The sequence below is a fragment of the Microcoleus sp. BR0-C5 genome, from assembly GCF_036705045.1.
In the GTDB taxonomy this organism is placed as follows: Bacteria; Cyanobacteriota; Cyanobacteriia; order Cyanobacteriales; family Microcoleaceae; genus Microcoleus.
The window spans coordinates 51,971-67,391 of sequence record NZ_JAUBTR010000025.1; the positions used below are offsets into that span (position 1 = coordinate 51,971).

A 15,421-nucleotide genomic window follows, 5' to 3' on the forward strand; every position below is an offset into this window, starting at 1 on the left:
AACGCTTAAAATCAGGAATAAAACTATGCTGCCGGAGCAACAACAGAGGATAATGGGCTACTTTATTGAGGAGGCAAAAGACCACCTCAATACGATCGAACAAGGCTTGCTGAATCTGCAAACCACGATCGAAGACCCAGAACTGGTCAACGAAGTATTTAGGGCCGCTCACTCAGTCAAAGGAGGAGCAGCAATGCTGGGGCTGACGAGCATTCAGCAAACAGCTCACAGACTAGAAGATAGTTTTAAAGTATTAAAAGAGTGCAGCGTTAAAGTAGACCAACAGCTAGAGTCCCTGTTTCTGCGAATTTTTGACACATTGCAAGGGCTGTTAGAGCAACTGTCGGGGCCTTTTGGACTGACAGAGGAATTGGGAGAACAGATGGTTCGAGAATTAGAACCAGTATTTGAAGAACTTAACGGGCACTTGGGGGGACTCGTTGGACACGGAGAACACCATGCAGACGAGAGCTACGCGATGCCAGTACCCGAACCAGTTATGGCGGGGGTGGGAGTCGGGGCCTTTGCCTCATCAAAGAGTTTTCCAGATGCGCGGTCAGTTTACGCACCTGATGTTAGAGCAACAGAAGACAGCGCGCTGCAGCTAGTATTTGACTCGGACGTGCCGGCGAGGATGCGGGAACTCCTGCAAGAGTTTAAACAGCCGGAGGGGCCAGAAAGCAGGCGGCAACTCAAGAACATTTGTCGGAACTTGCTCAGGGCAGGGGAAGAATTTGAACTGCCCTGCTGGATAGAATTGATCCAAGCTGTATCCAAGGCGATCGCCAACCCAGAAAATACTTACCGTACTTTAGCCCCAACGGTGATCAAAGACATCAAACAAGCGCAAGAACTGGTAATTTCTGGTCTAGAATCGTCGATCGTACCAAGCGCAAAACTTCTGGCGCTGCTGCCGGCTGTTCTGGTTCCCGAAACGGATTTTGAAGATTTGCTGGCCTTTGCTCAACCGAGTAAATCCGGGAAAAATGTGGTTTCTGTTGAGGATGAGGCTTGGGATCTGGTGGGTTCGGGCGATTCCCAGGATGGATTGAACAAGTTGCTGCCGACTATTTCTGGGCTGAGTATAGACGAGCTGTTCGACCAACTAGACAGCGGCGACAGCAACGAGGACAGTGGCATTCGATCTGCCCAGTTCGACGATGCCGCCTTCGCAGAATCGGATATGGAGACGGGTGCTTTTAGAGGCTCGACCCGCACCGGCCCGGAAGTGGGCGCTGCAGAACTCAACACTTTAGCTGACTTGTTTGACGGGGAGTCCCCGGATCTCGACGGCGCTTGGGAAGAAGAAGAAGACCTCGACTATGCACAGTCTTCTGGGATATCGGCGGCGGGAATGCTGGGGTTAGACGAAGACAATTCCGGCGATTTTACTGATTTGTTGTTTGATGAATACGATGCGGAAAGTTCCGAAACGAACACGAAGCCTCCGATTGACGACCTGACGAGTTTGTTTGGGGAGGATTTGCTGTTTGGAGAGGAGGCAGAGGGCTCGGCAGTAGCTGGCGGTCAGAAAAATGCGGGTTCGAGCCAGCGGTTAACTCGCAAACAGGTTAAAACGGGTAACGGTAGGGGCGGTTTGGATCGGCGAGACGACAGGGTGGCCCCAGCCAGAGGACAAGCTGACGAAGATGCTCTCGGTACGCTGTTGGACGAAGTGGCAGCCCAAACTTCTGCTGGTGGTACGGAGGACAATGCTGATTTCGAGAACTTGTTCGGCGATTTAGGCTTATCTGAGACAACAGGTGTGCCTGCAGTCTCTTCGGAGTATTCCCTGAAGTCTGAGGCTTTAGACGGAGAATCGAAGGAGCCTGCAGCCGGGGGGGGCAATGATTCAGCGGAGGCAGAAGCGCTTGCTCTGCCTGAAATGGATGATTTCGAGTTGTTCTCTGAGCTGGGCGAGGAATCGGATTTGAGCGAGCTGTTGGCGATTACTTCTAATTTCCTTTCTTCAGAAGACGAAGGTACGGAGAACGGGGGCGATCGAGATCAAGCTGCAGGCATCGCACAAAATGAGGAAATGGGCAACGTTCTTAACATGACATCAAATTCTGATTTAGATATCTCGGCGGATGAAAACTGGCTAGAAGATGCTTTCGGCATGGAAGACGAGTCTGTGCAATCGCCCCACCTGGAAGTCGAGGATACGGATTTAGATGCGCTGTTTGGGGATATGACCTCGGACGCGATTTCTGAGGATGAACAGACTGGGCGGGATCGGCAAGGAGCGGGTACTTCCCGAGAAGCCGCAGATTTGGCTGAGCTGTTCGGTTCTGTACCTACGGGTACCGAGTATGACGGAGAAGCTTCGGGGCAAGCCCGTGGGGGTTGGCCCAATGATGGGAATTCAGAATTGCTGAGTGCGGATTTGGGAGTTGATGAGGGCGACTTGGGGAGTTTGTTCGACAATAATAACAATGGTGCGGCTGTTTCCGACGAAGGCTTGACAAATTCGGCAGAGGTTGAACTTGGGGCTTTGTCCGACGATCGTCCTGAGTCGGAAATTTCAAATGTCGAATCTGATGAGGGCGCAGCTTTCGATTTCTTGGAGGATATGTTTGGGGAAAGCATGGTGCTGCAGGGCGATGCTGGATCGGCGCCAGATGACGGCGCGGCTGTGGATGTGAAGGAGTTGTCGGCCCAACCTACCGAGGGTTTGGCAGGCGAGGTGGGTGCGGATTTGTTCGATCAATCTCAAACAGATGCCGCCGGGGAGTTTGAGGGCGAAGATGATTTGTTTGATGCCCTGGAAACGGATTTTTCGAGTGTGGATTTAGAGGCACTGCCTGCAGAATCTCTCGATGGTAGTATGTTTGAGGGCGATGCTGACTTGCTCTCGGCGATGGAAACTGGGGCTACTCTCAACAACGAAGAGTTGGAGGGTTTTGATGATTTGTTGGATTCGATCGATGCTGAGGTTCTGGTGACTTCAGAACTGACGACGGGCTTTTGGGACGCTGAGGACGAGTCGGCCGAGGCCGATTCCTCGGAGTTAGAAGAGGGGTCGCTGGCAGACTTTTTTGCCGAGGGCGAATCAGACGATGAGGATGCCGAAGGTAATTTTGACGATTTAGAAGCACTGTTAATTGCAGGGGGTGCGGTCGCTGTCATAGCAGCTTCTGGAAGCACAAATCAGAGTCCGGTAAATACAGAAGTTTTCTCGGATCTCGAAGAACTCCTCAGCGAGAGCGCAACTATGCCGGAAATTCACGGGCTACCGGCGACAACTGCTAGTAAAGCTCCGCGCGCTGCTGCCGATGAGAGCGACGACGAATTTGGCGATTTGGAAAAACTGTTGGAAGATCCCAAGGACAGCGGCCGCCAAGGGGAAGGCAATATGGGGCCGTCGGCGATCAACAGACCCAGGCGGAATGCCCGCGCGGGCGGGTTCGGCGACCAGACGATGCGGGTGCCGGTCAAGCAACTAGACAACCTCAGCAATTTGATGGGGGAACTGGTGGTAAACCGCAACAGTTTGGAGCAAGACCAAGAACGGATGCGGCAGTTTTTGGACAATTTGCTGCACCAGGTAACGCTGCTGAGCGATGTGAGCCAGCGGACTCAGGATTTCTACGAGCGGAGTCTTTTGGAGATTGCTTTGCTGGCAAACCGGCAGGGACACCGATCGGCATGGCGCTCTGAGGATTCGGCGCACACCCGCGAAAGTGCCTGGAGACCGGAGGAAATGGACAGGTTTACTCCTTTCCACAGTTTGGCTCAAGAGATTATTGAGCTGATCGTGCGGGTGCGGGAGTCGGCAGCGGACATTGAGTTTTTGGTGGATGAGGCGGATCAGGTGACTCGCCAACTGCGGCAAGTTACGACTCAACTGCAAGAAGGTTTGACTCGCGCCCGGATGAAGCCGTTTGCGGAGACGACGGACAGGCTGTTCCGGGCGGTGCGGGAAATCGCAATTAAGTGCGGGAAGCAGGCTCAGTTGCAGGTTGAGGGTAAGGAGATTTTGATCGACAAGATGATTGTGGATCAGCTATATGACCCGATGACTCATTTGGTGAACAATGCGATTACTCACGGGATCGAACCGCCGGAGGTGCGTCTGGCGGCTGGGAAGCCTGCAGTCGGCAGGATTACCATTCGTGCTTTCCACCAAGGGAACCAAACCGTGGTTTCGGTTTCTGACGACGGGGCCGGAATTGACCCGCAAAAGGTGAAGGCGAAGGCGATTAAGCAGGGTATGCTGACGGCGGCTCAGGCTCAGAGGATGTCTCGCTCGGAAGTTTACGATTTGCTATTTATGCCGGGTTTCAGCACTCAGGAACAGGCTACGGAGTATGCCGGCCGGGGAGTCGGTATGAATGTGGTGCAGACTTCCTTGCAGGAGATTCGCGGTACTGTGTCGATCGATTCAACGATCGGCAAAGGGACTGTGTTTACCATCCGTTTACCTCTGGTGTTGAGTATTTCTAAGGCTCTGACTTGCATTAGCGATCGCGCTCGCATTGCTTTCCCGATGGATGGGGTCGAGGATATGATCGATGTGCCTCGCGATCAGGTGACGACGGGGGCGGATGGTTTGCCTTGCATTGAGTGGCGGGGTCAAAGCTTGCCGTTCCGGCCGCTGCGGGATCTGCTGGCTTACAGCCGCCATTTGGGTCGGGGCAGTGTTTACGGGTTTAATACTGACGATGACATGATTTCGGTGATTGTGCTGCGCTCTGCTGGCAATTTCTTGGCGGTGCAGGTGGATCAGGTTTCGACGGAACAGGAAATTGTGATCAAGCCGTTGGAAGGGCCTGTGCCGAAGCCGATCGGGATTGCTGGGGCCACCGTGCTTGGGGACGGTCGGATCGTGGCGATTGCGGATGTTCTGGAGCTGATCGATTTGGCTACGGGAAGGCTGCGGAAGGATACTGGCGGTACGCTTTGGGATGAGGGCGATCGGGCTGCTGCCGAGGCGGAAATCGAGAAGACTGAGCCAACTGTACTGATTGTTGATGATTCGATTACCGTGCGATCGCTATTGTCGATTACTTTCGAGAAGTCTGGCTATCGTGTGGAAGAAGCTCGCGACGGTAAGGAAGCTTGGGAAAAGATGAAATCTGGTCTGCCTTGCGATATCGTTTTCTGCGATATTGAAATGCCGAGAATGGATGGTTTGGAACTACTTTCTCGGATGCAGAAGGATGCGGTTTTGTGTGAATTGCCGATCGCGATGTTGACTTCTCGGGGTGCTGACAGACACCGCCAAATGGCTTACAGTTTGGGCGCGAAAGGTTATTTCACTAAGCCTTATTTGGAGGAGCAATTGCTTGATGCTGCTTCTCGGATGTTGAAAGGTGAGGTTGTTGGTGCTCCGGTTGGTGTGTAATGTGTAAATCTGCGTTTATCTGCGGTTGCAAAAAAGGAAATTTGTTAACCGCAGATGAAAATGGATTAACGCGGATAAACGCAGATAATCTTTAATTCATCTGCGTTTATCTGTGTTGCTTCTGCCTCTATCTGCGGTTGAAAAAGGCGATGTTTAACCGCAGATGAAGATGGATTGACGCAGATTAACGCAGATGTTCTATCGCGCTTTCGGTTTTGGTGGTAGGCTGGGAAAGTGGGGTGTAACGGAAGGGCGATCGGTGATTTATGGATGCTGAAGAACTTTTAGAAAAATATGCTAAAGGCGAACGGAACTTTGGGGGAGAACAGTTAAGCGGGATAGACCTCAAAGGTGCCAACTTGAGTGGCATAAACCTCACGACTGCAAATCTGTCGGGATCTGAGTTGAATGAGGCAACTTTGAACAATGCAAACCTCGGAGGAACAAATTTCAGTAGAGCATCCCTGCTAGGAGCAAACTTAAGTGGGGTGACAGGTAATGTCAACTTTAGTTTTGCAGACCTCAGCGGTGCTGACTTGAGTATGGCAAACCTCACTGGAGCCGATTTGAGTAATACTAAGCTGGACAATGCAAACCTAAGTGGTGCTCAATTAACCTCTCTATGGTTAACTAAAGCTTCCTTGAAGGAAGCAAATTTAAAGAGAGCCAATCTGAGCAAGTCAAATTTGACGAGGGCAAACTTGACAGGAGCAGAATTGATTCAAGTGAACTTACAGGGTGCTAACCTCCAAAATGCCAATCTCCAGAAAGCCAAACTCGGAGGTGTCAATCTATCTGCACTTAACTTATCAGGCACGAATCTGGCTGAGGCGGATATTAGTGCAGCAGACCTCACAGGGACAAATTTGAAAAAAGCCTGTCTGGCAGGGACAAATCTCGAAAGAGCGATTCTTCAAAAAGCAAATTTAATAAGAGCAAATCTGGAGGAAGCCAACCTTCAGGAAGCAGACTTGACTGATGCTCAAACCTATGGCTGGAATATCAAAAATGTAGAGTTCACTGGTACAATAATGCCCGATGGAGAAATCTACCAGTCAGAAATCTCAGAACCAGAAATCCACTACAAACCGGAAACCAGTCAACAAGAATCCCAAAAAGTGACATCTATGACGCGCAAAATTATTCGTACTGACAAAGCACCGGCACCCGTGGGCCCTTACAATCAAGCGATCGCCGCTACGGGCACTATGCTGTTTGTAGCCGGTCAAATTGCGATCGACATTAGACTAAACGATATTGTCTACACCGACGACGTGGCCAAACAAACCGAACAAGTTATGGCAAATCTCGAAGCGATTCTCACAGAAGCCGGCGCTACTTGGTTGGATGTGGTAAAAACTACGGTTTTCCTCAAAGATATGAATGATTTTGCCGCTGTGAATGCGGTTTATGGGAAATATTTTGATGCGGAAACTGCACCGGCGCGTGCTTGTGTAGAGGTTTCGCGTTTGCCGAAAGATGTGTTAGTTGAAATTGACTGTATTGCTGTGATTTGATTTCATCTTCTTTTAGATGCCAGACTTTTTCAAGAAGTCGGGCATCTGGATATTCTGTTTTTTTAATGTTTTTGCAGTTGGGAAATTTGAATTTTCGGCAATTCTTTCCATTCGGGCTCAATAGGTGAGTAGCAACAGTAGCACACCGCTAAACAGTCGTATTCAGCATTCGGAATTTCAGGCCTGTACTCTTCTACGCGCGAAACCTCCCAATCTCCCCAGCGAACGTGAGTGCTCGCAGCAGGGGATTTAGGATCTGCACTCTCCTTAAATTGGGCAAAGTTTCGCAGGCGATCGCCCGTTTGAGGGAGAGGTTTGTTTGAGTAGTCGTAGTGTTCTGCTAGGATACTCGTGAGAGCACCTGTATGGGAAAGCAATCTCTCCTCCCATCCAGGGGAAGAAAGTGATTCTGTTTTGAAAATGATCAACCGTTTTGGCATTGATTTATTCCTTTCTCTCGTGTTCGGGTTCGTATGGACTCGGTGGAAACTCTGTCAACCCTTCAAAGACACAATCAACCTTAAGTATCGAATCGTTTGTTTTTTCCCATCGGATTAATTCCCATCCCTGACGCTTGGCCATTTGATCGCATTTCTCTGGATCAGTGGCACTATGACGGCTAATATTCTCGTCTGGATCGTAGCGAGGTCTTAATGTCATCTTTATCTGCGTTTTTCTACAGACGCTGATGAAAATCAAACCTGCTATTTTTACCTGCGATCTCTGCGGTTTACAAGCCTAGATCATATCCTTTATAGTAACTATCTAAGCATACTTTATATTTTATTCAGTCCCTCTCTGCTGGGACTTCATTTATGTAGTTGCGGTTTCACCCGCCGAGGGTAAAGTGCGCGACTGTATTAACTTCTACAGCCGATCGCACTTTTGTCGATCTGTCGCTGTCGCGCACCTACTCCCAAATCAATCTGAAACAATCAGATTTAATCTCAATTAGCAATTAGCAATTACTAATCACCAGTTACCAATTAGCAATTAGCAATTACTCTATAAGTAATTACCAATTACCAACCGTAAACTATTTATTCAGCGCTTCGCGGGCGGCTACCGCTTCGTCGGGATGAATATTCAAGCGGGTCAAATTAATTCGACCTTTATTGTCAATTTCTCGCACTTTGACAATCACTTCATCGTTCACAGCTAACTCGTCTTCCACTTTCCCAACGCGGTAGTCCGCTAACTGGGAAATGTGAATCATTCCTTCTTTTCCTGGCAAAATTTCCACAAAAGCGCCGATCGGAATAATTCGAGTTACGCGGCCAACATACACATCTCCAGCATTTAACTTGCGCGTCATGCCTTGGACAATGTTGTAAGCCCGTTGAGCTTTTTCGCTGTCGTTGCCAGCAATTGTCACGGTTCCGTCGTCTTCGATGTCAATCTTGACACCGGTTTCTTCGGTGATGGCTTTGATCGTTTTGCCACCAGGCCCAATTACCAAACCGATAAATTCTGGATCGATTTTCAGGGTTAGCAAACGTGGTGCAAACGGCGACATTTCCTTGCGGGGAGTGTCGATGGTTGCCAGCATTCTTTCTAAAATGTGCAGTCTGGCAGGTTTGGCTTGGCGGATGGCGGTGGCAATCACATCTAAGGGTAAACCTTTGATTTTCATGTCCATCTGCAAAGCAGTAATGCCGGTGTCGGTACCGGCTACTTTGAAGTCCATGTCGCCTAAGAAGTCTTCAATTGCCTGAATGTCAGTCAAAATTCGGACTTCATCGCCTTCTTTAATTAAGCCCATTGCCGCGCCGCTGACGGGTTGGGAAAGGGGAACGCCTGCATCCATTAATGCTAGCGTTGAGGCGCAAACTGAACCCATTGAGGTGGAACCGTCGGAAGAAAGGATTTCTGAAACTACGCGAATCACGTAGGGGAAATCTTCTTTGGATGGCAAAACCGGCAGTAAAGCGCGTTCTGCGAGGGCTCCGTGACCGATTTCTCGGCGTCCGGGCGATCGCATCGGCTTGGTTTCTCCTACCGAAAACGGCGGGAAATTGTAGTGATGCAAGTAGCGTTTGTCTTGCTGCGGGTGCAAGTCGTCTCCTAAGTCTTGGGCGTCGCCTGGGGTTCCCAGGGTAGCTGCAGACAAGACTTGGGTTAACCCCCGATTAAACAACGCACAGCCGTGTACTCGCGACGGCAGCACGCCTACGCGACAAGAAACGGGTCGCACCTCGTCTAGCTTGCGGCCGTCTACACGGACGCCATCTTCGAGGATTTGCTTCCGCATCATTTTTTTGGTAACGTCTTTGAAAACGTTGCCGATCGCCTTGGTGTTGGCGGTGGCGGCTAGTTTTACCGGATCGTCTTCCGAGAGTTCGGCGATCGCAGATTCGACTTCATTTGCCTTAACTTCGTCCAAAGCTGCATTCCGTATGGTTTTGTCTTTTTCAAATCTTGACAAAATGATGCGGATGGGTTCTTGGGCGCGATCGCGAATAAAGTTTTCCAGGGCCGAATCTTGCGATGGCCGTTCCTCTACCACCAAATCGATGCCCAATTCCGCCATAATTTCGCGCTGGGCTTGAATCAAGTCACAGGCTGCTTCATAGCCGAAGTCGATCGCCTCGATGATATCCTGTTCGGGCAACTGGTTGGCGCCGGCTTCTACCATGATTACTCCGTCAGGAGAACCAGCTACCACGAGATCCAACTCGCCTTCTCTGATTTCGCTGTAGGTTGGGTTGATGATGAAATCGTCCCCTACCAAACCGACTCGCACAGCAGCCATCGGCCCGTAAAACGGCATTTTCGCCAGCAGTATCGCCACCGAAGCCCCCGTCACTGCCAAAACGTCCGGTGGCACTTGTTCGTCCATCGAAACCGTTGTTGCTACAACTTGGATGTCATCTCGCAGCCAGCTTGGAAATAGCGGGCGCAGCGGTCGATCGATCAAACGGCCAGTCAAAGTCACTTTTTCTGGGGGACGCCCTTCCCTTCGCAAAAATCCACCGGGAATTTTACCGCCAGCGTAGAGTCTCTCTTCGTAATCCACCAACAGGGGCAGGAAATCAATTCCCTCTCTCCCCTGCGATCGAGTCGCTGTCACTAAAACCGCCGTGTCACCCGACTGAATCAAAACTGCACCGCCTGCTTGAGGCGCTAGTAAACCAATCTTCAGTCTAATATCCCGTCCATCGAAGGATATTGACTTGTCTATCTCTACCATGTAGCACTGCTTCCTTATCTACCACATTCTTTCTCTGTCGGGATCGTAACATTACCACAGGATGTTTGAGAGTCCGACGCCAAAACACAGGGATAATCGCCTCGCGATCGACTGTCTGTGTCTCGATTCTAAGCATTTATACTCTAGAATTATTTTTTGCTGTCTGGGGTCTATTCTCCGGTCGATCGTCCGCTAAACGCCTGAAATAGATGGTACGATGAATTTTCGTTTGGGAATTGGGACGTTGAAGGAAGAAGGAAGAAGGAAGAAGGAAGAAGGAAGAGGGATTTAGTTATCTAGGTCAGGGAATAAGCGGTAAGGTGTGCCATAAGTACCTAAATATATAGCAGTTCTCAATAAAGTGAGGTATGCCCTATGCCCTATGCCCTATGCCCTATGCCCGCTTATCAAGCGTGCACCTCATGTTACTGAGAAAGGCTATACCGGTTCTACCTAATTCCTATCTGGCTCAAAATTTCCTTGGTTTGTTTTAAATAAAATTTTCATAAATCCCATATAAATGCTGTAGTCAACCTCGCACTTAAATACAAATATCAGGGTAAAAAAGATGGCAATTTTACACGGCAGTTGGCTCATAGATAATGACAAAAATTGCTTATTTATTTGGGGAGAAACTTGGCGAAAAATTGGGGCAATTGAAACCAGGGAATCGGGGATAAATTTACCGCATCCTTTAGCAATGACCGAATTTGAATTTAAGAATTTCCTAAATTCCTTGCAACAGTCTGGAAAACTGGATTGGCAATTACCGGAAACCGCAGAAACTCCACCGGAAAAAAGCAAAAAAACTAGGCGATCGCCCAAAACTCAAAACGCAGAAATTATCGCCCAAAACTCCTCAATTCAAAAGGAAATTCGGGCGATCGCACTTCCCACCCAAATCTCAGAATCGAACGGAAATCTGATGCCGCAGCACTCAGCAGCAGCACTTGAGGAACCCGCCCAAACCGAGGAAATTTACCTTTATCCCTGGCAAGTCGAGGGTTTTTGTCTCAACCCTCAAGCAGCTTTTGTTTTCTTGCAATCACTACCGCTTAACAGCACGGAACCCGACTCTTTTGTCGGCTCAGATTTACGTTTTTGGTCTCATATTGCTAGGTGGAGTTTGGATTTGTTGGCAAGATGCAAATTTTTGCCTGGATTGGAGAAACAGTCGGACGGTTCTGCTATTGCTAAATGGCAACCGTTGTTAGATAGTTCTACAGATACACTCCGCCTTGCCACTTTTGTCAAGCAAATGCCGACTGCTTGCAGAACATATCAGAAGAAGGAAGAAGGAAGAAGGAAGAAGGAAGAAGGAAGAGGGGAAAAGGAAGAAGAAGGAAGAAGGAAGAAGGAAGAGGGAAGAGGGGAAAAGGAAGAAGAAGGAAGAAGGAAGAAGGAAGAAGGAAGAGGGGAAAAGGAAGAAGAATCCAGTCAATTGCCTTTAGCGGTGGATTTGCCGATGGGGGCGGAGGAATTAGTATTAGGCTTTTTGAGTAGTATTGTAGATAGTCAAGTGCGATCTGCTGGTAGCTCTACTTTAGACATCAAAGCAGTTTCTCCTGTGCGCGACTGGCTGCAAGCTTTGCAGCAGGAATCTGGGATAGTTCAAGTAGAAACAGCAGCATTGGAAAACTTGGCAACCAAGCTGACTGCTTGGACTGCACCGCTGCAAAACCAATTATCTCAACAAAGTCAATTTCGCACTTGCTTTCAACTCATACCGCCGTCTCCTGGTAAAGCCAACTGGAGTTTAAATTATTGCTTGCAAGCAGCAGATGAAGCGGAATTTTTGGTAGACGCGACAACTATTTGGAACAACTCAGTCGAGCGTTTGGCTTATGCGGGGCGGACAATAGAATTGCCTCAAGAAACTTTGCTCAGCGGCTTGGGTTTAGCCTCGAAACTTTATCCGTTAATTGAACCGAGTTTGCAAGCACAGCGGCCTCAATCTTGCCAATTAAATCCGCTGCAAGCTTACGAGTTTATTAAGTCTGTAGCTTGGCGCTTTGCTGATAGCGGGTTGGGTGTAGTTTTGCCGCCGAGTTTGACAAAGACAGATGGTTGGGCCAGTCGTTTGGGTTTGAGCATTCAAGCGGAAACTCCGAAAGTGACTCCGGCGAAAGGTGGGCTGGGATTGCAAAGTCTGCTAAATTTTAAGTGGGAATTGACGATCGGCGGACAGCGCCTTTCTAAGGCAGAGTTTGACAGATTGATTGCGTTGAATTCGCCTTTGGTGGAAATTAACGGCGAGTGGGTGGAGTTGCGCGCGCCGGATGTGAGGGCGGCTCAAACTTTTTTTGCCAGCCGCAAAGAGCAAATGACTCTTTCTTTGGAGGATGCTTTGCGTTTGGCGTCGGGCGATTCTCAGATGATCGAGAAATTGCCTGTGGTGAATTTTGAGGCAACCGGCCAACTTCAGGAATTGTTGAATACTTTGAGCGATAATCAAGCGGTAAGTGCGATCGCAACTCCGGCTAGTTTCCGAGGACAATTGCGACCTTATCAAGCCCTAGGAGCGGGCTGGTTAGCATTCTTAGAACGCTGGGGTTTAGGTGCTTGTCTCGCGGACGATATGGGTTTGGGAAAGTGCATTGTACCACAAAGTGTGCTTTTTGTAAATGGTTTTTTACAAAAAGCTGAAAAAATATGGGAAGCTTATGCCGGAAAAACAGAATTCGATGGTGAGGGCTTTTGGTCTGAACCTAACGAGCAATTACTGGTAAATTCCATAAATCAGGAAACAGGCAAAATTGTACAGGCGACTATTCGACGACTTTACCGCCAGCAAGTGCAAGAAAAGTTGCGAACAATCAAACTGCAAGACGGTAGCAGCATCACAATTACCCGCCGCCACAAATTGTTAGGACGCGATGGCTGGACAAATGACCTCAAGGTTGGAGATTATGTTTGCGTTCCTGCTAAATTGTATTGGGAAGGAAAGCCGGAAGATCCCGATTTGGTCAAGTTTCTGGCTTGGCAGATTGCTGAGGGATATGAGCAGCGCGATCGGGCAATACTCACAATAACGCAGAAAGATGTGGCAGTTCTTGAAGAATTGCGTTTCACACTTCACCATTTAAGCAAAAAGTATGGGATAGAAATAAATAATCCTGCTGTTCGTACTCCCGGTAAGCAAAGAGCAGCATATTTAGCTGTGTGTAGTCGATCGTACCAAAGCTTTCTTGAGTCTAAAGGCTACGAGTGGGGGAAACTGTCAGCCGAGAAAAGCTTCCCAGAATTTATCATGCAAGCCAATCTGGACAGCATACGGATTTTTCTCAAAAACTACTTTGATGCTGAAGGTTCTGTCATTCCTAAAATGCGGACTGTCGAAATTAGCACCGCTTCGCATTTAATCATCCAACAACTTTCTACACTGCTGCGGCGCTTTGGAATTTGGCTGCGAATCGCCACTAAGCAGAAACGCGCCACCAATGGCAGCGGGATTTTTCGCACTTATTATATCGGTACTTTCGGCGGTAACTCAGCGCGCATATTTTTGCAGGAGATTGGCTGTGGTGATCCAGAAAAACAGCGTAAATTAGAGGAAATTTGCGAAGTTACTGCCAATACAAATGTCGAAGGAATTCCGGTTTCGGATATTGTTGCCGATGCAGTGGAGATGACCAAACTGCCGTTACGGCATTTCGGAATTCACAATCCTGTTTATATTAACGGTTCCCAGCAGTTTTCCCGCATCAGTCTAGAAAAGGTGGTAGCAGGTATGGAAAATGTGCTTGGTGGTTCCGCAGAGCATGAGTACCGCCAGCTAAAGCCTTCTAAATGGACGAATCAGACCCTAGAGGCTTATGCAAATCTCAATGTAGCGCAGCTAGATACTGTCCGAGAAAATTTGCAACTTATACTCGATCGCGAAGTATTTTATTGCCGAATAGAGGAAATTGAGGATTTTGAGTACAGCGGGTGGGTTTATGATTTTGAGGTGAGCAAGCATCACAATTTTGTTGCCAATAATATCTTGTGCCACAATACTATTCAGTTAATCACTTTTCTCCTGCACTTACAAGAACAAAATGCCCTAGAAGCACCGACATTACTGGTTTGTCCAACATCAGTATTGGGTAACTGGGAGCGCGAAGTCAAGAAATTTGGCCCGACGCTGAAAGTATTAGTTCACCACGGAGACAAACGCGCTAAAGGCAAAGCATTTGCGACTGAAATTAAAGGAAAGCATTTAATAATTACCAGTTATGCCCTGGTGTTTCGCGATGCGAAGGAAGTTCAAGGCATTAAGTGGCAAGGATTGGTTTTGGATGAAGCGCAAAATATTAAAAATTCCGAGGCGAAGCAGTCGCAAGCGGTGCGGCAAATCGAGGCATCTTTTAGAATTGCGCTGACAGGAACTCCGGTGGAAAATAGACTGCAAGAATTGTGGTCTATTTTAGAATTTCTGAATCCAGGTTATTTGGGCCCGCGCAATTTCTTTCAGCGCCGATTTGCAATTCCGATCGAGAAATACGGCGATCGAGAATCATTGCAGACTTTGCGATCGCTCGTTCGGCCTTTCATCCTCCGCCGCCTGAAAACTGACAAAGAAATCATCCAAGATTTGCCCGACAAACAGGAGATGACTGTATTTTGTGGGCTGGCGGCTCAACAGGCGGAATTATATCAGAAAATAGTCGAAGAGTCAATAGCTGAATTAGACTCAGCCGAAGGTATTCAGCGCCGGGGAATGATTCTGGCTTTGCTGGTAAAACTCAAGCAACTTTGCAACCATCCGGCTCTTTTGAAAGCAGAAGCTAAGCCGAAAGAATTGGGGATTAAGAGTCAGGAATCGGGGAAATTGCAGCGGTTGGTGGAAATGTTAGAAGAGGTGATCGCTGAGGGTGATCGGGCTTTAATTTTTACTCAATTTGCCGAATGGGGAAAACTCTTGAAACCGCATCTAGAACAGCATTTAGGGCGAGAAGTTTTGTTCTTATACGGAGGAATTAAGCAACAGCAGCGGGAAGAAATGATCGATCGCTTCCAGCACGACCCCCAAGGCCCGCCGATTATGATTTTATCTTTAAAAGCAGGCGGCACAGGCCTGAACTTAACCAGAGCAACCCACGTTTTCCACTATGATAGATGGTGGAACCCAGCAGTAGAAAATCAGGCAACTGACCGCGTATTTCGCATCGGTCAAACCCGCAATGTGCAAGTCCACAAATTTGTCTGCACGGGTACGTTAGAGGAGAAAATACACGATATGATCGAGAGCAAAAAAGCTTTAGCCGAACAAGTGGTCAGTGCCGGTGAAAACTGGCTCACCGAACTCGATACAGACCAACTTCGCAATTTACTAATTCTCGATCGCAATGCTATCATAGAAACGGAAGAAGAATAAGGTGCTTA

6 protein-coding genes are annotated in these 15,421 nt (G+C 48.6%); 3 read left to right on the forward strand and 3 right to left on the reverse strand.

The window, feature by feature from the left end; translation table 11 throughout:
• The first annotated feature begins 25 nt into the window (after positions 1-25).
• Positions 26-5,347, forward strand: a complete 5,322-nt coding sequence (locus QUB08_RS14365) for a response regulator (protein WP_333225321.1) — start codon at positions 26-28, stop codon at positions 5,345-5,347.
• A 266-nt stretch (positions 5,348-5,613) separates the two neighbouring features.
• Positions 5,614-6,864 carry a Rid family detoxifying hydrolase gene (locus QUB08_RS14370; RefSeq protein ID WP_333225322.1) on the forward strand — a complete coding sequence of 417 codons (1,251 nt, stop codon included), beginning with the start codon at positions 5,614-5,616 and terminating at the stop codon, positions 6,862-6,864.
• 62 nt (positions 6,865-6,926) lie between these two features.
• Here the strand turns inward: QUB08_RS14370 and QUB08_RS14375 are convergent, their stop codons facing one another.
• The 3 genes from QUB08_RS14375 to QUB08_RS14385 form a co-directional block, all read right to left on the reverse strand.
• The gene (locus QUB08_RS14375) at positions 6,927-7,304 is read right to left on the reverse strand and encodes a hypothetical protein (RefSeq protein WP_333225324.1); all 378 of its coding nucleotides are present in this window, start codon (positions 7,302-7,304) and stop codon (positions 6,927-6,929) included.
• A gap of 4 nt (positions 7,305-7,308) precedes the next feature.
• Positions 7,309-7,524 (reverse strand): hypothetical protein, encoded by a 216-nt coding sequence (locus tag QUB08_RS14380; protein WP_333225325.1) that lies wholly within the window; start codon positions 7,522-7,524, stop codon positions 7,309-7,311.
• A gap of 376 nt (positions 7,525-7,900) precedes the next feature.
• On the reverse strand, positions 7,901-10,054 hold the full coding sequence (locus tag QUB08_RS14385; protein ID WP_333225326.1) for a polyribonucleotide nucleotidyltransferase: 2,154 nt from the start codon (positions 10,052-10,054) through the stop codon (positions 7,901-7,903).
• A 568-nt stretch (positions 10,055-10,622) separates the two neighbouring features.
• Between QUB08_RS14385 and QUB08_RS14390 the strand changes: the two genes are divergently transcribed.
• Positions 10,623-15,413 (forward strand): SNF2-related protein, encoded by a 4,791-nt coding sequence (locus QUB08_RS14390; protein ID WP_333225327.1) that lies wholly within the window; start codon positions 10,623-10,625, stop codon positions 15,411-15,413.
• Positions 15,414-15,421 lie beyond the last annotated feature (8 nt).

Coding starts and splice junctions, on each gene's coding strand:
- QUB08_RS14365 (WP_333225321.1), top strand. CDS start 26: ATGCTGCCGGAGCAACAACAGAGGATAATGGGCTACTTTATTGAGGAG.
- QUB08_RS14370 (WP_333225322.1), top strand. CDS start 5,614: ATGGATGCTGAAGAACTTTTAGAAAAATATGCTAAAGGCGAACGGAAC.
- QUB08_RS14375 (WP_333225324.1), bottom strand. CDS start 7,304: ATGCCAAAACGGTTGATCATTTTCAAAACAGAATCACTTTCTTCCCCT.
- QUB08_RS14380 (WP_333225325.1), bottom strand. CDS start 7,524: ATGACATTAAGACCTCGCTACGATCCAGACGAGAATATTAGCCGTCAT.
- QUB08_RS14385 (WP_333225326.1), bottom strand. CDS start 10,054: ATGGTAGAGATAGACAAGTCAATATCCTTCGATGGACGGGATATTAGA.
- QUB08_RS14390 (WP_333225327.1), top strand. CDS start 10,623: ATGGCAATTTTACACGGCAGTTGGCTCATAGATAATGACAAAAATTGC.